This window comes from Enterobacter roggenkampii, from assembly GCF_001729805.1.
GTDB lineage: Bacteria > Pseudomonadota > Gammaproteobacteria > Enterobacterales > Enterobacteriaceae > Enterobacter > Enterobacter roggenkampii.
In genome coordinates this window covers 3629574-3650758 of sequence record NZ_CP017184.1, presented here as the reverse complement: position 1 = coordinate 3650758, position 21185 = coordinate 3629574, and the positions used below count along the sequence as shown (strand labels likewise).

Below are 21185 nucleotides of genomic sequence, written 5' to 3'. Positions count from 1 at the left end.
CTAATGCTGAATACTGTAAGGTTGCCGGGCAGGAAAAGATAACGAGGAAAAGATATGTATTTACGACCTGACGAGGTGGCACGCGTTCTTGAAAAAGAGGGATTCACCATGGATGAGGTGACGCCAAAAGCGTATGGATATCGCCGTGGCGAGAATTATGTTTACGTTAATCGTGAAGCAAGAATGGGACGTACCGCTCTCATTATTCACCCGACGCTGAAAGACAGAAGTCTGTCATTTGCTGAGCCTGCCTCGGATATTAAAACCTGCGATCATTATCAGCAATTTCCGCTCTATTTAGGCGGAGAGACGCATGAGCATTATGGTATTCCGCATGGTTTCAGCTCGCGTATGGCGCTGGAACGGTTTTTGAAGGGACTGTTTGGCGACGTACAGTAAATTTGCGACTGGCCTGCGCCAGTCGCTTCACATCACGCTTTAGCCTGGCTGTACTGGCTGACCTTAAACAGGCGGCGACAGTAGTCGAGGAAATAGCCATACACCGCCCCCATCAGCATTGAAATCACAATATTCGAACTGACCGCCGCCGCGATCTGGTGCCAGTCCGCGCCCACCGTCAACAGAATGGCCACGTAAACCGGCGACTGGAACGTCACATAGGCCAGAACGTCTGCCAGGTTTTTCACCCAGCCTGCGGGGCTGACACGCCGCGCGAAGCGCATGACGGCATCGCGGTATAAACCGTAAGGCCAGGCAATAATAATATTGACCGGAATCGCCACCAGACGAGAAGAAAGTGACTGCTCGAAGGACATTCCGGAGAGGAATATTTCGATCAGCATGTTCACAACGGAACAGTAGACAACCATCGCGAAAGTATCCGCCACAGCATGGCGAAGGCGTGATTGCGGTGAGAACATGTCTGAACTCCTTGAGAAGAACACAAAAGAAACGATTTTCCCGAAGCGGCTAGTGCTTTAGGTTGGTTTGTTTGACGTGTATAGCGTATATCTCTACGTTTGAAGTAACAACTAGTGATTAATTTTTATTTAATCGCGTTTTGTCCACAAAATTCTCTAAAATTGATGGTTTTTTGTTCGCTTCGTTATAATCTGTCTCGTGCGATGGTTTTTGGTTTTAAATCATTAGCTTAACTATCTTGATGTTGAAAGGTGAGTCAGTGCTTTTGTTGGTAGCGCAGAATGCTGAAATTTTGATTAAGGTTGACCCTTTATATTGCAGTGATGATTGAATCCCTGCGTATCGCTCAGACGTTATAAGATAATATTAACGGCGACAGTTAAACATATTTACGCTATTGGCAGGGCCAGCCCGCGGGTAGATATTTCAGCGGAAATGAATTATTCTGTCGGTGATTTATCTATTTACCCTAAACAAAAGGTTTTCAAATAATATGTCTTTGACGTTACAGAATCTTAATAATATCCGAACTCTGCGCGCCATGGCACGCGAATTATCCCTGGACGTTCTTGAGGAAATGCTGGAAAAAGTCAGGGTCGTTGCTGAAGAGAAACGTAGTGAGCTGGCGGAATTAGAGCAGCAGAGAGCCGAGCAGCAGGAGAAAATTAATGCTCTGCTGGAGCGGATGAAAGCCGATGGTATTTCACCGACCGATCTGCTGGGCTCTGAACTGGCGCAGACGGGTAAATCCACGAAAAAGCGTAAGCCGCGTGAAGCGAAATACCGCTTTATTGACCAGAACGGTGAAGAGAAAACGTGGACCGGCCAGGGCCGTACGCCGAAGCCTATTGCCAGCGCGCTGGCAGAGGGGAAATCACTGGATGATTTTCTGATCTAATGCGTGAACCGGGCGGAACATACCGCCCGGCACTCTTTTCAGCAGACGCCGAAATCACCGTCTTCGGTATACGGCGCCAGCTCGGCGGCTTTCAGGGTATATTTCTCGCCTTGTTCATTGCTGGCCTGTACCGCCACCACGCTTTCACCGTTCACTTCGAGCACTTTCAGCTTCGGGCCGCCTTTACGCGGTTGTACATAATCACCGACAGAAAACATATTACCTCCTCATCGTTTTAGCGATCTTCACCTTAGCCCACGTATGACACCGGGTACAGCGTATTTCACCGATTACTGCTTATGAGGTACGCCGGTTCCAGGGCATCACCTTCAGCAGCCGCGCCATGCCGCAAAAACCGGTCACACCGGCGAACAGCAGCCCGGCCCCCACGAAGCCGCTGAGCAGGAAAAAGCCGTCTGAGACGCTATAGCCCAGCACTACGCCGCAGAGAATGAGCAGCCCGGCAGCAATTTGCACCTGACGCATCAGCGGCAGCGGCTGGGTTTTGTCTTCGACTGTCTGCAGACCCGCCTGCTTCCAGCCCTGAATGCCTCCTTCGACCACAAATGCCTGAGCGGGGGCGGCAGCCTGCGCAAGGCGATCGGCATTGCCTGAGGTGCGGGCGCCAGACTGGCAGTGAAAAATCACCGTTTCGCCCGCCTGCGTTTTAAGTCCGCCGGGTAAGGTATCCAGCGGCACGGACTGCGCGGCGGGAATATGCTCGCGGGCGTACTCGTCGGCATCACGAATATCAATCAGTTTTGCGCCATCGGCGATGCGGGCATTGGCCTCGCGCGGCGAAAGAAGGGGAAGTGACATGGCGGCTCCTTACGGGCAATAAAGGGTTTTCAGGGTGCTGATAAGCTGATGCACCGCGTCGTTTTTAATGAAATAGAGAATGCGCTGCGCCTCGCGGGTGCTGGCGATCAGGCCTTCCTCACGCATGCGCGCCAGATGCTGCGACGTGGCGGAAGGACTCAGGCCCGTCGCGCGGGCCAGCTCCCCCGCGCTGGTGCCGGGGGCGCCGCACAGCGTGCAGAGGATCAGCAGCCGACGCGGGTTGCTCATCGCTTTTAAAAGCGTTGCGGCCTGCTCTGCGCTGGCCTGAAGCTGTTCAAGTTCAGTCATAGTACTTTAGCATTTACTTAATTAAGGTAATGCTAAAGTAATTGTGCGCGTTACGCCAGCGTCAAAAGCGTAAAAGAGGGTAAACGCGGAGCAGGGAACTGGCGCAGACAGGTAAACTGGCTATGCTTAGAAAGGGTTCTCTCTATTATTTTCAATGGATTAGCTTGCACGGAGTGTTAATATGGGTTTTTGGCGTATTGTTTTTACCATCCTGCTGCCGCCGCTGGGCGTGCTGTTGGGCAAAGGGCTTGGCTGGGCGTTTATCATCAACATTCTTCTGACGCTGCTGGGCTACTTCCCCGGCCTCATACACGCGTTTTGGGTACAGAGCAAAAGCTAAGCGCGCCACAGTAAATCGCTATAGATATCGGTCAGCACCCCCGCTGGACCAAACTGCTGTTTGATCCAGCGCGTGACCTGGCCTGTCGCGGCATGCTGCGTGGCGAGCAGCATGCGCGAGTCCTGACGCGGGTTATTGATACGCCGCGTCACCAGCAGCCCGTCTTCCACCGCGTCCCGCGCCATATACTCCGGTAAAAAACCTATCCCTTCGCCCAGGATCTGACACTGGCATTTGGTATTAAAGTCCGGCACCAGAATCGCCTCCTGACCGTGCAGCAGCCAGCCCACCTTCTTGTTAATGGTGTGTGCGGTATCTTCCACCATGATGTTGGGATACAGGCGCAGCTGGCTCTCCGCTATCGGTTCCGGAACGAACGCCAGCGGATGCGCCGGCGCAATGGCAAACACCCAGCGGATGGCGCCGATCTCGGTGTAGTCAATTCCGCCGCCGTCGAGCAGCGTGTCCGGCGCGCCAATGGCGATATTGGCCTGGTTGTTGATGATCGAATCCCACACGCCGTTATAGACCTCCGTGGTGACGGTGATCTGGCAGGTAGGAAACTGCTTTTTCAGCACCTGGAGCAGCCGCGCGGTATGGCGCGGCGTATATAACAGCTGGTTGATACAGATGCGCACCCGCGCCTCGATGCCCTGTGAAATGGTATCAATCCCGCGCTTGATGGCGTGGAAGTCGTTAAGCAGGTCGGTGGCTTTGCGGTAAAAGTAGAACCCGGACTCGGTCAGCTCAATGCTGCGCGTGTTACGCACAAACAGCACCACGTCCAGCCCGGTTTCCATCCGCTTGATGGTGTAACTGATGGCCGAGGTGGTGACCCCCAGCTCGGCAGCCGCCTTGCTGAAGCTGCCGAAGCGTGCGGCGGTGGTGAAGGCCAGCAGGTTCTCTTCGGTAAAGATGGAATTCATATCACAGCTTCCTCAGTCATCAGTTTTGAACATATTTTAACAACGCCTTTACAACACATTTGAAGCCGATCACAGTTCTGACTCTTTACGCAGAGCCCCGTCATGCAAGGCTTTTTCAACCATAAGGATAATGCAGCCTGAGGCGCTAAAAAGCGGTTAAACATAAGAAAAAGGTTGCACGGACGCACGTTTTATCCCGACTGTTGAATTTATCTCAACAATGAATTCACTGTCGATGAATCATTTTTAAGCGGATTCTTTTATGACCAGGCTGTTGCTATTCTCGGGTCAAGAGCAATAAAACATCGGGAGTCTGAATATGTCTGCAACTGAACTGGTTACGGAATTTCTGCTGGCGGCAGAAGAGGGAAATAGCGATGCGCTAAAAGCCTGTCTGGAAAAAGGCGTGGATATTAACGCCACTAACCGCCAGAAAAGAACCGCCGTTACGATTGCCAGCCTGAAAAAACACTATTCCTGCGTGGCGTTATTAATTGCCGCCGGGGCAGATATTGATAAACAGGACCAGACCTGTTTTAACCCCTTCCTGATCAGCTGCCTGACGAACGATTTAACCCTCCTGCGGCTGGTATTACCCGCGAATCCGGATCTCGACCGCCTTACCCGCTTCGGCGGCGTGGGCATTACCCCTGCCAGTGAAAAAGGGCACGTGGAGATCGTGCGCGAGCTGCTGGAAAAAACCGACATTAACGTTAACCACACCAACTTTGTCGGCTGGACGCCGCTGCTGGAAGCCATCGTGTTAAACGACGGCGGTGCGAAACAGCAAGAGATTGTGAAGCTGCTGCTGGATCACGGCGCGAACCCGCACATGACCGACAAATACGGCAAAACCCCGCTCGAACTGGCGCGGGAGAAAGGCTTCACTGAGATTGCCGACCTGCTGCTGGCGGCGGGCGCGTAAAACGACCGGTCAGCCCGTTCCGGCTGGCCGCTAATTTAAAAAAGCATTTTTACCGACGTGCATTTTGCACGACGGCGGCCTCCTTTTATCCGTAAACAGGTGCAAATAATGCCAACGAAAATCGTGATTAAAAAGAATACGTATTATGACTCCGTGTCATTAATGTCCGTTTCCACCAAAGCCAATAAATTGCCGGGCGTCGAGCAGGCCTTTGTCGCCATGGCGACGGAGATGAATAAGGGCGTATTAAAAAACCTCGGGCTGTTAACGCCGGAATTAAATGAGGCGAAAAACGGCGACCTGATGATCGTCATTAAAGGCGATGCGGCAAATGATGAAACCCTGGCGGCCATCGAAGCGCTGTTTACGCGTAAAGAGAGCGCGGGCTCCCATGAAGCACGCTACGCGACGATTGCCAGCGCCAAAAAACATCGCCCGGAGAGCAACCTCGCGGTGATTTCCGTCAACGGCACCTTCGCTGCCCGCGAAGCGCGCCAGGCGCTGGAACACGATCTCAACGTGATGCTCTTCTCCGATAACGTGTCGCTCGACGACGAGCTGGCGCTGAAGCAGCTGGCGCATAAGAAAGGGCTGCTGATGATGGGGCCGGACTGCGGCACCGCCATCATCAACGGCGCGGGATTGTGCTTCGCCAACGCGGTGCGTCGCGGGCCGATTGGCATCGTCGGCGCGTCCGGCACAGGCAGCCAGGAGCTGAGCGTGCGCATCCATGAATTCGGCGGTGGTGTGTCGCAGCTGATTGGCACCGGCGGGCGCGATCTTAGCGAGAAGATCGGCGGCCTGATGATGCTCGACGCCATCGACATGCTGGAAGCCGACGAGGGCACAGAGGTGATTGCGCTGATCTCCAAGCCGCCTGCGCCCGCAGTTGCCGAAAAAGTGCTGGCCCGCGCGCGCGCCTGCCGCAAGCCCGTCATTGTCTGTTTCCTTGGTCGCAATGAGCCGCCCGCCGATGAAGACGGACTGCAGTTTGCGCGCGGCACCAAAGAGGCGGCGCTGAAGGCCGTTCTGCTTACCGGCATCAAAAAAGAGTCCCTCGATCTGCACCCGCTCAACTGGCCATTGATCGAAGAGGTGCGCGCCCGCCTGACCCCGCAGCAGAAGTACATTCGCGGCCTGTTCTGCGGCGGCACCCTGTGCGACGAGGCGATGTTTGCGGCGCTTGCGAAATTCGACGACGTCTACAGCAACATCCAGCCGGATCCGGCTAAGCGCCTGAGCGACATAAGCGTCAGTAAAGCCCATACCTTCCTCGACTTTGGCGACGATGAGTTCACCAACGGCAAGCCGCACCCGATGATCGACCCGACCAACCGCATCAGCCGCCTGCTGCAGGAGGCGCGCGATCCGGAAGTGGGCGTCATCGTGATGGACTTCGTGCTGGGCTTCGGCGCGCACGAAGATCCGGTAGGGGTGATGATCGAAGCGATCAAAGAGGCGCAGGCCATCGCGAAAGCCGATAACCGTCCGCTTGAGATCCTCGGCTACGTGCTCGGCACCGACCAGGATCCGCAGTCGCTGGCGCAGCAGTGCCAGCGGCTGACCGACGCAGGCGTCATCTGGGCCAGCAGCAGCACCAATACCGGATTACTGGCACGCGAATTTGTCTGCAAAGGGGAGAACGCATAATGACCACCTTATTCAACCAGCCGCTGAACGTCATTAACGTCGGCATTGCGATGTTCAGCGACGATCTTAAAAAGCAGCACGTACCCGTGACCCCGCTCGACTGGACGCCGCCGGGGCAGGGCAATATGCAGGTGGTGGAAGCGCTCGACCAGCTGGCGAAAAAACCGCTGGCGGAGAAGATTGCCGCCGCTAACCAAATCGCCCTCGAGCGCATTATTCAGTCCCATCCGGTGCTGGTGGGCTATGACCAGGCGATTAACGTTGTGCCGGGGATGACCCGCACCACCATTCTGCACGCCGGTCCGCCAGTCTCCTGGGAAAACATGTGCGGCGCGATGAAAGGCGCGGTCACCGGCGCGCTGGTGTTTGAAGGTCTGGCGACGGATCTGGAGGATGCGGCCAGGCTTGCCGCCTCCGGGGAGATCGCCTTCTCGCCGTGCCACGAGCACGACTGCGTGGGCTCCATGGCGGGCGTCACCTCTGCGTCGATGTTTATGCACATCGTGGAGAACAAAACCTACGGCAACCGCGCCTTCACCAACCTCAGCGAGCAGATGGCGAAGATCCTGCGCATGGGCGCCAACGACCAGAGCGTCATCGATCGCCTGAACTGGATGCGCGACGTGCTCGGCCCGATGCTGCGCGACGCGATGAAGATTATCGGCGAAATCGACCTGCGCCTGATGCTGGCCCAGGCGCTGCACATGGGCGACGAGTGCCACAACCGCAACAATGCGGGCACCACGCTGCTGATCCAGGCGCTGACCCCGGGGCTGATCCAGGCGGGCTACCCGGTTGAGCAGCAGCGCGAGGTATTCGAGTTTGTCGCCAGCAGCGACTACTTCTCCGGCCCGACGTGGATGGCGATGTGTAAAGCCGCGCTGGACGCCGCCCACGGCATTGAATACAGCACCGTGGTTACCACCATGGCGCGTAACGGCTACGAGTTCGGCCTGCGCGTTTCCGGCCTGCCGGGGCAGTGGTTCACCGGCCCGGCGCAGCAGGTGATTGGCCCGATGTTCGCGGGCTATAAGCCGGAGGATTCCGGGCTGGACATCGGCGACAGCGCGATCACCGAAACCTACGGCATCGGCGGCTTTGCGATGGCGACGGCACCGGCAATCGTGGCGCTGGTGGGCGGCACGGTGGAGGAAGCCATCGACTTCTCCCGTCAGATGCGCGAAATCACCCTTGGCGAAAACCCGAACGTCACCATTCCGCTGCTCTCCTTTATGGGGATCCCGACCGCCATCGACATCACGAAGGTCGCGGGCAGCGGCATTCTGCCGGTCATCAATACCGCCATTGCCCACAAAGACGCGGGCATCGGCATGATAGGGGCGGGCATCGTTCACCCGCCGTTTAGCTGTTTTGAAAAGGCGCTGTTGACCTTCCGCGATCGCTACTTTTTATAAGGCCTGCATCCATGAAAAACATGAAACTGGAGTGGAAAAGAGGTGACTGGGCGGCGTATTTCGGGTTGATGACCAACAACCTGACCAATCTGCTGACCATGATGGGGTTGCTCATTTTTGTCGTCGGCATCCCGAAGGAGATTGTTTATGGACGCATTGCGCCAGCCTTCGGGCTGGCGGTATTGGCCGCGAGTATTTGCTATGCGTGGTTCGGCATGCAGATGGCGCGCCAGACCGGGCGTACGGACGTCACCGCGCTGCCGTCCGGCCCCAGCGCGCCGTCCATTTTTACCGTGACCTTCCTGGTGCTGATGCCGGTCTATCAGCAAACGGGCGATGCGGAGTTCGCGATTCAGATTGGCCTGGTGTGGTGCTTTGTTGAGGCGATGATCCTGGCGGGCGGTTCGTTCCTCGGTGAAACCATCCGCAAGATGATCCCGCGCACCGTGCTGCTGTCGTGCCTCTCCGGCCTGGGCCTGCTGCTGCTGGCGATGAACCCGATGCTGCAGGCGTTCGAAGCACCCACCGTGTCGTTTATCGTGCTGCTGCTGATCTTCATCAACTGGTTCGGTAAAAAGCCGATTTTCGCCAAAATCCCGACCGGTCTGCTGTTGCTGATTGCCGGTACGGCCCTGGCGTGGATCTCCGGCCTGCAGAGCCCGGAAGCGATCAAAGCGTCCATGTCATCGTTCGGCTTTAACCCGCCGCAGGTGCACGTGGAAGGTTTCCTGCAGGGCTTGCCGCACGCGCTGCCGTATCTGGCCTCTGCCGTACCGCTGGGGCTGGCGAACTACATCTTTGACCTGGAGAACATCGAAAGTGCCCACGCGGCGGGGGATGAATACCCGACGCGTAAAGTCATGCTGGCGAACGGTCTGGCCTCCATGCTCGGCTGCCTGATGGGCAACCCGTTCCCGGTGACGGTCTACGTCGGCCATCCCGGCTGGAAAGCGATGGGCGCCAGCATCGGCTACACCCTGGCTTCCGGTGTGACCATGTTCATCGTGCCGCTGTTCGGGCTCGGGGCGTTTATGCTCGCCATCATTCCGATGACCGCCATCGTACCGATTCTGGTGTTTATCGGCGTGGTCACCGCCAATCAGGTGGTGAGGGAGACGCCGAAAGTGGAAGTGCCGGTGATCTTCATCTGCCTGTTCCCGTGGATCGCCAACTGGGCGCTGACCATGATGAACAGCGTGATGGGGGCGGCGGGCACCAATGCCGCCAAAATCGGTACCGACGTGCTGCACAGCAAAGGGATCTACTACGAAGGACTCGTCCATCTGGGGAACGGGGCACCGCTCGCCAGTATGCTCTGGGGCTGTATCGCCATTTTCGCCATCATCAATAAACCGCTGCGCGGCGCCGTGGCCGCCGCGGGCGGGGCACTGCTGGCGCTGTTCGGGGTGATCCACGCGCCGGTGGTGGGCTTTGCCGAAGGCAGTTCGCTGATGTTCGTCACCGCGTATCTGATGATGGGCGGCATGTTTGTGGTGAAGCATTTTCTCGACAGCCGGGAAGTGACGAGCGCTGCGTCGGGTACTGTTGCGAAGGAACACGTATGAAAGAGCTTATGGTCGTTGCCATCGGCGGCAACAGCATTATCAAAGACAACGCCAGCCAGTCGATTGAACATCAGGCGCAGGCGGTTAAAGCGGTGGCAGAGTCGGTGCTCGAAATGCTGGCCTCCGACTATGACATCGTGCTCACCCACGGCAACGGTCCGCAGGTGGGGCTGGATCTGCGCCGCGCCGAAATCGCCCACGAGCGGGAAGGGCTCCCGCTGACCCCGCTGGCAAACTGCGTGGCGGACACCCAGGGCGGCATCGGCTACCTCATTCAGCAGGCGCTGAACAACCGCCTTGCCGCGCGCGGGGAGCAAAAAGCGGTCACGGTCGTCACGCAGGTGGAGGTGGATAAAAACGATCCCGGTTTCACGCACCCCACGAAGCCGATCGGCGCGTTCTTCAGCGAGACGCAGCGCGACGAACTGCAGCGCGCGCACCCGGGCTGGCACTTTGTTGAGGATTCGGGCCGGGGCTACCGTCGCGTGGTGGCCTCCCCGCAGCCGCTGCGCATCGTTGAGGCCGACGCCATCAAGACGCTGACGCAAAAAGGCTTTGTGGTGATTGGCGCGGGCGGCGGCGGTATTCCGGTGGTGCGCACTGAGCAGGGCGATTACCAGAGCGTCGACGCGGTGATTGATAAAGATCTCTCCACCGCGCTGCTGGCGCGCGAGATCCGCGCCGACGTGCTGGTGATCACCACCGGGGTTGAAAAAGTGTGCATCCACTTTGGCAAGCCGAACCAGCAGGCGCTGGACACGGTGAGCGTGGCGCAGATGACGCGTTACAAAGACGAGGGCCATTTCCCGGCGGGCAGCATGCTGCCCAAAATCGTCGCCTCGCTGGCATTTTTACACCACGGCGGCAAGCGCGTGATCATCACCTCGCCGGACTGCCTGCCCGCCGCGCTGCGCGGGGAAACCGGTACCCATATTGTGAATGAAGGAAGATAAGATGAGTGAAAATAAAAGCCGCCGTGAATTCATCAGCCAGAGCGGCAAAATGGTGACCGCCTGCGCGCTGTTTGGCGCGACCGGTTCCGTCGCGTATGCTGCCGACTCCGCAAAACCAACCTGCGAGACGGGTAAACCGATGACCATCACCGCGAAACATTACTATCTTGACAACGTGCTGCTCGAAGCCGGGTTTAATTTTGACGGCAGCGTGGCGACGAGCACCCGCACCGAGCTGAAAACGCTGGAGATCAAAGACGGGAAAATTGTCGCCCTGCGCGATAACGGCAGCCACGCCGACGCGACCCTGCCGCACTACGACGCGGGTAAAAAGCTGATGCTTCCGGCGATGCGCGACATGCACATTCACCTGGATAAAACCTTCTACGGCGGCCCGTGGCGTTCCCTCAACCGCCCGGCGGGCACCACCATTCAGGATATGATCCGCCTGGAACAGAAGCTGCTGCCTGAGCTGCAGCCCTACACCCAGGAGCGTGCGGAAAAGCTGATCGACCTGATCCAGTCAAAAGGCTCCACCCTCGCCCGCAGCCATTGCAATATTGAGCCGACCTCCGGCCTGAAGAATCTCGAAAACCTGCAGGCGGTGCTGGCGCGCCGCAAGCCCGGATTTGACTGCGAGATCGTGGCGTTTCCACAGCACGGGCTGCTGCTGTCGAATTCCGAAAAGCTGATGCGCGAAGCGATGCAGGCCGGGGCGCACTACGTGGGCGGGCTGGACCCGACCAACGTCGACGGCGCGATGGAGAAATCTCTCGATCTGATGTTCCAGATTGCGCTGGACTACGACAAAGGGGTGGACATTCACCTGCACGAAACCAGCCCGGCGGGCGTGGCGGCGGTGAATTACATGGTCGAAACGGTGGAGAAAACCCCGCAACTGAAGGGCAAGCTGACCATCAGCCACGCCTTCGCGCTGGCGACGCTCAACGAGCAGCAGGTGGATGAGATTGCTACCCGCATGGCGGCGCAGCAGGTGACCATCGCCTCCACCGTGCCGATTGGCACCCTGCATATGCCGCTGAAGCAGCTGCGCGATAAAGGCGTGTTTGTGATGACCGGCACCGACAGCGTAATCGACCACTGGTCGCCGTACGGTCTGGGGGACATGCTGGAAAAAGCGAATCTCTACGCCCAGCTCTACATCCGCCCGAACGAGCAGACGCTCTCCCGCGCATTAGGTATCGCGACCGGTGACGTGCTGCCGCTGAACGACAAAGGCGAACGCGTGTGGCCGAAAGCGCAGGACGACGCCAGCTTTGTGCTGGTGGACGCCTCCTGTTCCGCCGAAGCCGTGGCGCGCATCTCCCCGCGCACCGCGACGTTCCATAAGGGCAATCTGGTCTGGGGTACGGTGGGCTAAAAGCGAGCCGGGTGGCGGCTTCGCCTTACCCGGCCTACTGAAACCCTCAAATCGTAGGCCGGGTAAGCGCAGCGCCACCCGGCAATGTTTTATACTGGCAGTCACATTATTAAAGAGGGATCTGCCATGGCACAAAACATCTACGACAACCCGGCGTTTTTCGAAGGCTACGCCCGGCTTCCGCGCTCGGTGCAGGGGCTGGACGGTGCGCCGGAGTGGCCCGCGCTTAAGGCCATGCTGCCCGATTTAACCGGCAAATCGGTTGTCGATCTCGGCTGCGGCTACGGCTGGTTCTGCCGCGCCGCGCGCGAACTGGGCGCCTCTGAGGTCACGGGCGTTGATATCTCCGAAAAGATGCTCGCCCGCGCAGCGGAGCTTACGGTGGACCCAAAGATTCACTATCAGCGGAGCGATCTGGACGCTCTCAAGCTCGACGAAAGCAGCCTCGACCTCGTCTACAGCTCGCTGGCGCTGCACTACCTTCCGGAACTGGACACGTTATTTGCCAGGGTTCAGCGCGCGCTCAAGCCCGGCGGCAGCCTGGTCTTTTCCATGGAGCACCCGATTTACACCTGCGCCTCGCGTCAGGGCTGGCTGACCGATGATAACGGCGAGCGGTTCTGGGGCGTGAATCATTATCAGGACGAAGGCCAGCGCGTCAGCAACTGGCTGGCGGACGGGGTGATCAAATATCACCGCACGCTGGGCACCACGCTTAACGCACTGATTAAGGCCGGATTAACGATAAGCAACGTCAACGAATGGGGGCCAACGCAGGCGCAGATTGACGCCTGGCCCGCGCTGGCCGAAGAGGCGGAGCGCCCGATGCTGGTGCTGATCGTCGCCCGCAAGGCTCAGTAGCCGACCTTGTACACCCGCCCGGTCTGCACGCCTTCCACGCTGCGACGATAGGCTTGCGCCACCGTGGCGGCAGGCACGCTTTCGAAGCCCGGGAAGAAGCCATCGTAGGTGTCGACCGATTCGGTGAGCACCGTTGGGCTAATCAGGTTGATGCGGATCCCGCGCGGCAGTTCGCAGGCTGCGGCGCGAACAAACCCTTCCAGCGCCGCGTTCACCGTGGTGGCATTTACCCCCTGCGCAATCGGCTCGTGCGCCACGATCCCGCTTATCAACGTAATCGAGCCGCCTTCGTTCAGGTAGTGCTGGCCGGTCAGCGCCAGACGCACCTGCCCGAGCAGCTTATCCTGCAGGCCCTGGTTGAAGTCACTGTCCTTCATGGTCGCGAGCGGGCCGAAGTAGAGGCCGCCGCTGGCGGACACAATGGCATCCACCGGGCCGATTTTCTCAAACAGCGCCTGAACGCTCGCCTGCGAGGTGATATCTACCTGCTCGTCGCCCTGCGTGCGGCCCACGCGGATGATCTCGTGGCGACGACTCAGCTCATCCGTTACCGCACGACCGACCGTACCGCTGGCACCAATAATGACGATTTTCATAGCCGACTCCTTATGTTGTGAGCCTTCATTCTTTAATAAATTAAAAGTCGGATAAACTGGGCTAAAGTTAGAAGATTGCTAACCAGAGGTTTGTAATATGGATAAGCTTCGCAGCATGGAGACGTTTATTGCCGTGGTGGAAAGCGGCAGCTTCACCGGCGCGGCGGCGCGGCTGGAGATGTCGGCGGTGATGGTGGGCAAATACGTTGCGCTGCTGGAAGCACAGCTGGGCACCCGACTGCTGGAGCGTAACACGCGCCGCCAGAGCCTGACGGATGCCGGACGCGTCTATTTTGAAGAAGCCCGACGGGTTCTGGAGCAGGTGTCGATTGCCGAAAGCGCGGTTGAACGGCTGCGCGCCACGCCGTCAGGCACCCTGCGCGTCACGGCGCCTACGTCGTTTGGCGGCTGTGCGATCGCCCCGCTGACGGCAACCTTTTTGCAGCGCTACCCGGAGGTACGCATCGAGCTGGATCTGACTAACCGGATGGTCGATCTGGTGGAAGAGGGCGTCGATCTGGCCATTCGCATTGGCGACATTCGTAATGACGATCTGGTGGCGAAATACCTGTGCCCCTACAACATGGTGATCTGTGCCGCGCCGGACTATTTAGCGCAACACGGCACGCCGCAAACGCCAGACGATCTGGTGGATCACCTCTGTCTTTCGCACACGGTGTGGACCGCGCGCAACGAGTGGCGGCTGCCGGGCGTGGAAGGGGAGGTGCGCTGGAAGCGCGATGCCGTTTTACGATGCAATGACGGCTATGGCTTACGCATGGCGGCGCGCGCGGGGGCGGGGCTGTTGCTGCAGCCGGAGGTGCTGGTGGCGGAAGAGCTGGCAAGCGGCAGGCTGGTTCGGGTAATGGAACCGTTCACGCCCGCGCCGAGGCCGGTGCATTTACTGTGGCGTCAGGATTTGCGGCCGCTGCCTAAGCTGACGGAATTTATTGCCCATATTCTGCTAAGATTGGGCACAATATAAAAAAGAAGGTAATCAAAGAATGTCTGCAAACAAACTCGCCCGCAGCGCGCAGGGCCTGCAATCCTCTGCCATCCGTGAATTATTAAAACATAGCAAAATGGCGGGCGTGATTTCGCTGGGTGGGGGTATCCCAAACCCGGACCTGTTCGATCGCGAAGGGCTGAAAATTGCCTCTGATGCCGTCTTATCGCAGCATTTTGGGGAAGCATTCCAGTATGGCCTGACGGAAGGCGTGCCGGGGCTGCGCGAGGAAATTAAACGCATCTGCGAGGGGCGCGGCATCACCTGTAAGGCCGATGATGTCGTCATTACCTCCGGCTCTCAACAATCTCTGGACGTGCTGGCGCGCGCGTTAATGAATCCGGGCGATACGGTTGTCGTTGAGCGTCCAACCTATCTTGCTGCGCTGCAGGTCTTTGGCCTGGCGCAGGCCAACTTTGAATCCGTCGGCACCGACGGTGACGGCATGAAGGTCGATGAACTTGAGGCGTTGGTGGCAAAGAAAACCATCAAAGCGGTCTATATCGTTCCAAGCTTTGGTAACCCAGGTGGCGTTACGCTGTCTGAGGCGCGCCGTAAACAGCTGGTGGCACTCTCGAAGCGCTATGACTTCGTGATTATCGAAGACGATCCGTACAGCGAAATTAACTATACCGATGACGTCTTCCGCCCGTTAATTGCCCATGCCAAAGATATCGGCAACGAAGAGAACGTGGTGTATACCTCCACCTTCTCTAAAATCCTCGCGCCGGGTACCCGCGTGGGCTGGGTGGTGGTACCGGAGTGGCTGAAGCGCGCGGTGGTGAACCTTAAGCAAACCACCGATCTGCACACCAGCACGCTGTCGCAGCTGATGACATACGAGTACCTGAAGACCGGCCGTTTGGCCGATCAGATTAAAACGATCCGCGAGGCCTATCGCCAGAAATACCGGACGTTCGCCACGGAGCTGGAAGCCGAGTTGGGCGAGGTGATGTCGTTCCACAAGCCGAAGGGGGGCATGTTCCTGTGGGCGAAAATGAACAACGGCATGAACACTACCCGCTGGCTGGAAAAAACCTTAAGTAACGGCGTAGTCTTTGTACCGGGCGAATTTTTCTACTGCAACGAGCCGGACCAGACAACGCTGCGCATGTCATTCGTCACCCCAACGGATGAGCAGCTGATAGAAGCGGTTCGACGCCTGAAAAAATCGCTGTAAAAGACCTGCGCATAGCGGTGGTTTTGCCGTTATGCGCAATACGCGTTCAGGGCGGCACGGGCCGCAATCGTCCATGGAGATCTCCATGTTTGAATTTCTGATCGGTGTTGTGACGCACACGCCCGTCTGGGTGTGGTTGCTGTTTATCTTCCTTATCTCCCGCGGCCTTAAAGCCCGACGGCCCGCCACCGTGACGCTGGAGCGGCTTGCCATTATTCCGGGCATCTTTCTTATCTGGGATATTTACGATCTGATAGTCTATCGCACGCTGACTCCCGGGACTGTTGCATTGTGGACGGCGGGGATCCTTGCCGGTGCCGCGCTGGGGTATGTCCTGATTAAGCAGGCTGTGATTACCCGCGCAGAGGCGCCGCGCAGCCTTTACCGCCAGGCCGACTACACCGCGCTGCCGTTTATGATGCTGGCGTTCGGGGTGAAGTATGTGCTGGGCGTGATGAGCGCGGTCTCTCCCCAGACGATGCAGCAGCCCGCCATGAGCGCGCTGGCGATCGTCTCCGGCGGCCTGTTTGCCGGCGTCTTTATCGGGAAATTTGCGCGCTATGTTGGAGTGTATGTCGCCAGGGTTCCGGTCTGATGCCCTCACCCCAACCCTCTCCCGCAGGGAGAGGGAGAAAACCATGTAGGCCGGGTAAGGCGCAGCCGCCACCCGGCGATTGACTACCGCTCCCTCAGCGCCTCTTTCGCCCGGTTGAACGGTTTAATCATGTAATCCAGCACCGTTTTCTCGCCGGTTTTAATATCCACCGTCGCAATCATCCCCGGCACAATTGAGAAATGCCTGCCCGCCTTATTGACCAGGTAATCCTGGCTGGTGCGGATAAACACCCGGTAATAAAACACCTCCGGCTTGGCCTCATCCTGAATGGTGTCCGGGGAAATGGTCTCGACCACACCGTGCAGCCCGCCGTAAATGGCGTAGTCGTAGGCGGTGATTTTGACCAGCGCCTCCTGGTTCGGGTGGATAAAAGCGATATCACGCGGCGAGAGGCGGGTTTCGATCAGCAGGTGATCGTCCACCGGCACGATCTCCATCAGCTCGCCGTTGGGCGGGATCACCCCGCCGATGGTGGTGACCTTGATGTTTTTGACGATCCCGCGCACCGGCGATTTCACCGTCAGGCGCGTGACGGAATCCTGACGGCCCTTGAGGATCGCCGACACCATATCCACCTCCGCGTTGGCTTTCGAGAGCGCCTCGCGGGCCTGGACGTAATACTGCGAACGCACGTCGGTGAGCTTCAGCTCCAGATCGCTTTTCTGCCGCTGCAGGCGCAGCACCTCCACGTGGCTGGCGGCCCCTGTCTTTACCAGCCGCTGGGTAATGGCCAGCTCTTTGTTAGCCAGATCTAACGCGGCGCGAAGCTCCCGCTGGGTATCCTCCAGCTGCGCGCGGCGCGAGTTGTACAGCCGGGTTTCGTCGGCAATCAGATCCGGCCATTTCGCCAGCGAAGGCGGGAACTTCAGCGGCAGATCGTTTACCTCGGCGTACAGGCGGGCGCTGGAGGCCAGCGAGGCGCGGTAGCGCGCCGCGCTTTCGCCGACGTTTGACTCGGAACGGGTCGGATCAAGCCGCGCCAGCACCTGCCCGGACTGCACCTGATCGCCCTCGTGGACGTTCAGCTCGGTGAGGATCCCCCCGTCCAGCGACTGTAAAACCTGCTCGCGCGAGCTGGGGATCACTTTCCCCGATCCGGTTGACACCTCATCCAGCACGCCAAACCACGCCCAGACGCCCAGCACCACAAACATCAGCAGCGAGAAGATCACGATCCGACGCGCGCCGGTGTAGCCGCTTTCGGAGTCGAGGGCGTTATCCAGATCGTCCATTGCCGCCACGTCACGCTGACTGATTTTCATTTTTCCACTCCCGTCCGGTTGCTGCCTGTTGCTGCTGCATGCGGCTGTTGCTCAGCGCCTGGGCTTTTGGCGCGTCCATCACCAGCATGCCCTCTTTCAACACCACGACGCGCTCCACCAGCTCCAGCACCGGTACGCGATGGGTGGCGACGATCAGGGTGCGGTGCCCGAGCCAGTCGCCCAGACGCTGGATGAATTCCCGCTCGGTGTGCTCGTCCAGCGAGGCGGTGGGTTCATCCATCAGCACGATATTCGGATCGCGCAGGAGCATGCGCGCCAGCAGAATCGACTGGCGCTGCCCGCCGGAGAGTCCCACGCCGTTTTCCATGATCGGGTAGTCCAGCCCCTTGGGCAGCTTCTGCACGAAGCCCGCCGCGCCGGTCAGCTCCAGCGCCTCGAAGATCTCTTCGTCGGTGGCGCGCGGCATGCCGAGGGTGATGTTCTCGCGCAGGGTGCCGTAAAACAGCCGCGCGTTCTGGGTCATAAAGCCGACGTTGCGCCGCACGTCCGCCACGTCGAGATGCGGCAGGCTGAAGCCGTCGAGCCGCAGCTCGCCCGCCGCCAGGTCCATCCCGCCCGCCATCGCCTGCAGCAGGGTCGATTTGCCCGCGCCGTTGCGCCCGAGGATTGCCACTTTCTCACCCGGCACGATCTCCAGGCGGTTAATGCGCAGCGCCATGCGCGGATCGTCCGGCTGATAGCGGAACTGCGCCTGCTCGAAGAGGTAGTGGCCGCGCAGTACGTCCTGGCGGATCGGCGTCTCCTCGCGCTGGTTTTCGGTGGGAAGCTGCATGATGCTGTCCAGCCCCTCTTTTGCCGCTTTGACCTGCTGCCAGCGGGCCAGCACGCCGCACAGCGTCGCCATCGGGGCGATCATGCGGGAGGCCAGCATCGACGCGGCGACCACCGAGCCGGTGGTCAGGGTACCGTCGATCACCATCGGCGCGCCGACCACAATCACGGCGGCGTAAACCAGGCTCTGGATGGTCATCCCCCAGCTGATCAGGTTCTGCGTCAGCTCGCGGGTGCGCAGGCCGGATTCGGCGGTGATCTGGATATAGCTGTTCCACTGCTGCAAAAAGCGGTTTTCCGCCTGCATCAGCTTGATGTCCTCCAGCCCCTGCACGCTCTCCACCAGCACCGCGTTGCGCAGGGTTGATTCATGGGCCGACTGCTTTGCCAGCTCCGCCAGCTTCTTCTGCAGCAGCAGGCCGGGCAGGACCATGATCACCGCCGCGACCGGGGCGATCCACGCCAGCTGCGGGGCGATGATCGCCAGTACCACCACGAACAGGAGAAAGAAGGGCAGGTCGACAATCGTCGAGATGGTGGACGAGGTGACCATCTCGCGGATCTGCTCCAGCTCGCGCAGCTGTGAGATAAAGCTCCCGGTGGATCGGGGAATCGCGCTGTTGCGCAGCCGCAGCGCGTGGCCGAAGACGCGATCCGAGACGCGCATATCCGAGCGCTTGCCGAGCAGATCCATAATGTGGCCGCGCGCCACGCGCAGCACGAAGCCAAACAGGGTGGCGATCAGCACCCCGATGGTCAGGACGTACAGCGTCGGGTAGGACTGGGCGGGGATCACCCGGTCATACACCTGCATGGAAAAGACGATCCCGGAAAGCGACAGCACGTTGATAAACAGCGCGGCGAGCATCACCCAGCTGTAGGGGCGGAGATCGCGCATCACCAGCCGGTAGAGCCAGTCCGGGCGATATTTTGAGATATAGGCATCCACGCGGCTGTCCTTCAGCGCGGCGAGTGGCCGCAGGGCAATGACGTGGCGTATGGCGGGCAGCATGGCCGTCATCGACAGCCGGTTAGTGTAGGTCTGGTCGTCGAAGAAGCTGACTTCCAGCGTGTCATCGCCGTCGAAGTGCTCGATCGCCCCGACCCGGCCGTCATTCAGCGCCACCACCACCGGCAGACGCCAGCTGTTGATTGACTGCTGGTCAGCGGTGAGCAGCTGAAACGACAGCCCCGCTTCACGGGCGAGCTGGGTGAGGGCGGGCACCATCGGTTTGCCTTTCAGCCACGGTGCGCCTGCGATCAGCGCGCCGGGCGAGCAGGCGACGCGGTAGCGGGTGGCGATAAAGCCAAAGGCCTGTGCCCACTGGGCCAGGGCCGCATCCGTCATGCTTTCACCTTGCGGGATATCACGCTGCTTCATGGCTGGATCTCCACGGTCTGGATGGTGCGGTTATCAAGGTCGAACGCATGACGCAATTGCCCGGTGTTATACAGGCAGTTGAGCTGTAGCTGGTGCAGCTGACCAACGGTCTGCTGCTGGGTGAAGCGCGCCTGATAAACCTCCTGTTCGGCGTTGAGCACGTCGAGCAGGGGGCGCGAGCCGAGGTCCAGATACTGCTGCTGGTACAGTTCGCGGGTGCGGGCGCTGAGCGCCTCCTGGCGACCCTGAATTTGCAGCGTGCTTTGCAGGCTCATCACCTGGCTGCGGGCTTCCAGCAGTTTCTGGCGAACGTCAAGGCGCGTGCGCTGAATGGTGGACTGTGCCGCCTCCACCGCATGTCCGGCGGCGTTACGCCGGGCGGTGAGGCCGCCGCCCTGATAGAGCGGCATCTGCACTTTCACCCAGGCGGAATACTGGGTGCGATCCCGCGTGTCGCTGCCCGCGTAGCGATCGTTCATGTAGTGGCGGACCTCCGGCTCCAGCGAGACGGTGGGCGTCATCTGCGCGTCGGCGTAGTCGAGGTTAGCCTGGGCGACGTTAGCCTGCGCCCAGGCGGCGAGTACCGCGGGAACCAGGCGGTCGTCCGGCTCGGCGACATCGCAGCTGCGGGCCAGCTTTTGCGGAAAGTCGTTGCTGATCGCGTTCAGGCTGTTCCAGCCGAGAAAGCTCATCAGCGTCGCGCGGGCGCTCTCCAGGCTGGCCTGGTACTGCATCAGCTGGGCGCGCGCGCCTTCGATACGGGCATTGGTCTGCACCACGTCAGAGAGCGACGTAGCCCCCTCGTCGTTACGCTGGCGGGTCAGCGTGCCGATGGAGGAAAGAGCCTCAAGCTGCTCTTTGGCGGTGTCGACCATCTGCTGCCAGGTCTGCACCTGTACCATGGCGACGGCGGTATCGTGGGCGATGGTGTCGATACTCACCAGCACGTTGGCCTGCTGCTGCGCAACGCCAGCGCTCTCGGCGCGCACCTGGCTGGCCACTTTGCCGAAGTCATAGAGCATTTGAGAGAGAGAAAGCACCAGCGACGGCGTAAAGCCGTTCTGGTCGCCGTCGTGGGAATACCCGTTGTCCACGCCGGCATTAATCTGCGGATAGTATTTTGATTTTGCGACGTCCACCTCTTCGCTCTGCTGGTAGAGTTTGCCCACGGCTTCGCTGATGGCCGGATGCCACGTGACGGCACGGTTGACGGCCTCGCCAAGCTGTAATGAACCGGGCGCTGCGTTGCCCGCCACCGGGGCCACGCGACCGTTGAGCGAGGGGAGTTCCTGCGTTTCGCGAAGCTGTCCGGTATTGATGGTTGCCGCCGGATTTGCGCAGAAAGCGGGCACAGATATCAGGCAGCACGAGAGCCACCAGTAAGGCATCTTCATTCCCATGTCATGTCCCTAATAAAAAAGTACAGCT

At 59.3% G+C, this 21185-nt stretch carries 22 protein-coding genes; 13 read left to right on the top strand and 9 right to left on the bottom strand.

The window, feature by feature from the left end; translation table 11 throughout:
• Positions 1–54 precede the first annotated feature (54 nt).
• On the top strand, positions 55–399 hold the full coding sequence (locus tag BFV67_RS17070) for a DUF2002 family protein (RefSeq protein WP_008502568.1): 345 nt from the start codon (positions 55–57) through the stop codon (positions 397–399).
• Positions 400–431: 32 nt separating this feature from the next.
• Here BFV67_RS17070 and alaE read toward each other — a convergent pair whose 3' ends face one another.
• Positions 432–881, bottom strand: a complete 450-nt coding sequence (gene alaE / locus BFV67_RS17065) for an L-alanine exporter AlaE (RefSeq protein ID WP_023294397.1) — start codon at positions 879–881, stop codon at positions 432–434.
• A 494-nt stretch (positions 882–1375) separates the two neighbouring features.
• Here alaE and stpA point away from each other — a divergent pair, with 494 nt between their 5' ends.
• Positions 1376–1780 (top strand): DNA-binding protein StpA, encoded by a 405-nt coding sequence (gene stpA / locus BFV67_RS17060; RefSeq protein ID WP_008502566.1) that lies wholly within the window; start codon positions 1376–1378, stop codon positions 1778–1780.
• A gap of 38 nt (positions 1781–1818) precedes the next feature.
• On the opposite strand, the gene BFV67_RS17055 is transcribed toward stpA, so the two are convergent.
• The 3 genes from BFV67_RS17055 to BFV67_RS17045 form a co-directional block, all read right to left on the bottom strand.
• Positions 1819–1998: a hypothetical protein gene (locus BFV67_RS17055; RefSeq protein ID WP_008502565.1), complete on the bottom strand. Its 180-nt coding sequence runs from the start codon at positions 1996–1998 to the stop codon at positions 1819–1821.
• Between the two features lie 79 nt (positions 1999–2077).
• The gene (locus tag BFV67_RS17050) at positions 2078–2599 is read right to left on the bottom strand and encodes a rhodanese family protein (RefSeq protein WP_021241967.1); all 522 of its coding nucleotides are present in this window, start codon (positions 2597–2599) and stop codon (positions 2078–2080) included.
• A 9-nt stretch (positions 2600–2608) separates the two neighbouring features.
• Positions 2609–2908, bottom strand: coding sequence for an ArsR/SmtB family transcription factor (locus tag BFV67_RS17045; protein WP_008502563.1), 300 nt, complete (start codon positions 2906–2908; stop codon positions 2609–2611).
• A gap of 181 nt (positions 2909–3089) precedes the next feature.
• Here BFV67_RS17045 and BFV67_RS17040 point away from each other — a divergent pair, with 181 nt between their 5' ends.
• Positions 3090–3248 (top strand): YqaE/Pmp3 family membrane protein, encoded by a 159-nt coding sequence (locus BFV67_RS17040; RefSeq protein WP_008502562.1) that lies wholly within the window; start codon positions 3090–3092, stop codon positions 3246–3248.
• On the opposite strand, the gene BFV67_RS17035 is transcribed toward BFV67_RS17040, so the two are convergent.
• A complete protein-coding gene (locus BFV67_RS17035; RefSeq protein WP_008502561.1) occupies positions 3245–4174 on the bottom strand; it encodes a LysR substrate-binding domain-containing protein in 930 nt (309 codons plus the stop codon). The two genes, BFV67_RS17040 and BFV67_RS17035, sit on opposite strands and share 4 nt — an antisense overlap.
• A gap of 319 nt (positions 4175–4493) precedes the next feature.
• Here BFV67_RS17035 and BFV67_RS17030 point away from each other — a divergent pair, with 319 nt between their 5' ends.
• The 7 genes from BFV67_RS17030 to BFV67_RS17000 all read left to right on the top strand — a co-directional run bounded on the left by BFV67_RS17030 (position 4494) and on the right by BFV67_RS17000 (position 12924).
• Complete coding sequence (locus tag BFV67_RS17030; protein WP_008502560.1) at positions 4494–5099, top strand: ankyrin repeat domain-containing protein; 606 nt, start codon at positions 4494–4496, stop codon at positions 5097–5099.
• Positions 5100–5207: 108 nt separating this feature from the next.
• Positions 5208–6749, top strand: a complete 1542-nt coding sequence (gene fdrA, locus BFV67_RS17025; protein ID WP_069598714.1) for an acyl-CoA synthetase FdrA — start codon at positions 5208–5210, stop codon at positions 6747–6749.
• A complete protein-coding gene (locus BFV67_RS17020; RefSeq protein WP_069598713.1) occupies positions 6749–8164 on the top strand; it encodes a YlbE family protein in 1416 nt (471 codons plus the stop codon). Before fdrA ends, BFV67_RS17020 begins: the two co-directional genes overlap by 1 nt.
• 11 nt (positions 8165–8175) lie before the next feature.
• A complete protein-coding gene (locus BFV67_RS17015) occupies positions 8176–9729 on the top strand; it encodes a hypothetical protein (protein WP_008502557.1) in 1554 nt (517 codons plus the stop codon).
• Complete coding sequence (locus BFV67_RS17010) at positions 9726–10682, top strand: carbamate kinase family protein (RefSeq protein WP_069598712.1); 957 nt, start codon at positions 9726–9728, stop codon at positions 10680–10682. The genes BFV67_RS17015 and BFV67_RS17010 overlap by 4 nt, the downstream gene beginning before the upstream one ends.
• 1 nt (position 10683) lies before the next feature.
• Entirely contained in the window at positions 10684–12063 is a 1380-nt protein-coding gene (locus tag BFV67_RS17005; RefSeq protein ID WP_065101547.1) for an amidohydrolase family protein, read from the top strand.
• A gap of 126 nt (positions 12064–12189) precedes the next feature.
• On the top strand, positions 12190–12924 hold the full coding sequence (locus BFV67_RS17000) for a class I SAM-dependent methyltransferase (RefSeq protein ID WP_069598711.1): 735 nt from the start codon (positions 12190–12192) through the stop codon (positions 12922–12924).
• On the opposite strand, the gene BFV67_RS16995 is transcribed toward BFV67_RS17000, so the two are convergent.
• Positions 12918–13520, bottom strand: coding sequence for a short chain dehydrogenase (locus tag BFV67_RS16995; protein WP_044597759.1), 603 nt, complete (start codon positions 13518–13520; stop codon positions 12918–12920). The two genes, BFV67_RS17000 and BFV67_RS16995, sit on opposite strands and share 7 nt — an antisense overlap.
• Positions 13521–13617: 97 nt before the next feature.
• Between BFV67_RS16995 and BFV67_RS16990 the strand changes: the two genes are divergently transcribed.
• The 3 genes from BFV67_RS16990 to BFV67_RS16980 all read left to right on the top strand — a co-directional run bounded on the left by BFV67_RS16990 (position 13618) and on the right by BFV67_RS16980 (position 16301).
• Positions 13618–14505, top strand: coding sequence for a LysR family transcriptional regulator (locus BFV67_RS16990; protein ID WP_063452664.1), 888 nt, complete (start codon positions 13618–13620; stop codon positions 14503–14505).
• A 19-nt stretch (positions 14506–14524) separates the two neighbouring features.
• Positions 14525–15706 carry an aminotransferase-like domain-containing protein gene (locus BFV67_RS16985; protein WP_069598710.1) on the top strand — a complete coding sequence of 394 codons (1182 nt, stop codon included), beginning with the start codon at positions 14525–14527 and terminating at the stop codon, positions 15704–15706.
• A gap of 85 nt (positions 15707–15791) precedes the next feature.
• Positions 15792–16301 carry a DUF6622 family protein gene (locus tag BFV67_RS16980; RefSeq protein WP_069598709.1) on the top strand — a complete coding sequence of 170 codons (510 nt, stop codon included), beginning with the start codon at positions 15792–15794 and terminating at the stop codon, positions 16299–16301.
• 83 nt (positions 16302–16384) lie between these two features.
• On the opposite strand, the gene BFV67_RS16975 is transcribed toward BFV67_RS16980, so the two are convergent.
• Genes BFV67_RS16975 through BFV67_RS16965 form a run of 3 tightly spaced genes read right to left on the bottom strand, consistent with a single transcriptional unit; the run spans position 16385 to position 21157 of the window.
• Positions 16385–17554 carry a beta-barrel domain-containing protein gene (locus BFV67_RS16975; protein WP_157888834.1) on the bottom strand — a complete coding sequence of 390 codons (1170 nt, stop codon included), beginning with the start codon at positions 17552–17554 and terminating at the stop codon, positions 16385–16387.
• A 10-nt stretch (positions 17555–17564) separates the two neighbouring features.
• Entirely contained in the window at positions 17565–19757 is a 2193-nt protein-coding gene (locus tag BFV67_RS16970; RefSeq protein WP_069598707.1) for a type I secretion system permease/ATPase, read from the bottom strand.
• The gene (locus BFV67_RS16965) at positions 19754–21157 is read right to left on the bottom strand and encodes a TolC family outer membrane protein (protein ID WP_069598706.1); all 1404 of its coding nucleotides are present in this window, start codon (positions 21155–21157) and stop codon (positions 19754–19756) included. Before BFV67_RS16965 ends, BFV67_RS16970 begins: the two co-directional genes overlap by 4 nt.
• Between the last annotated feature and the right edge of the window lie 28 nt (positions 21158–21185).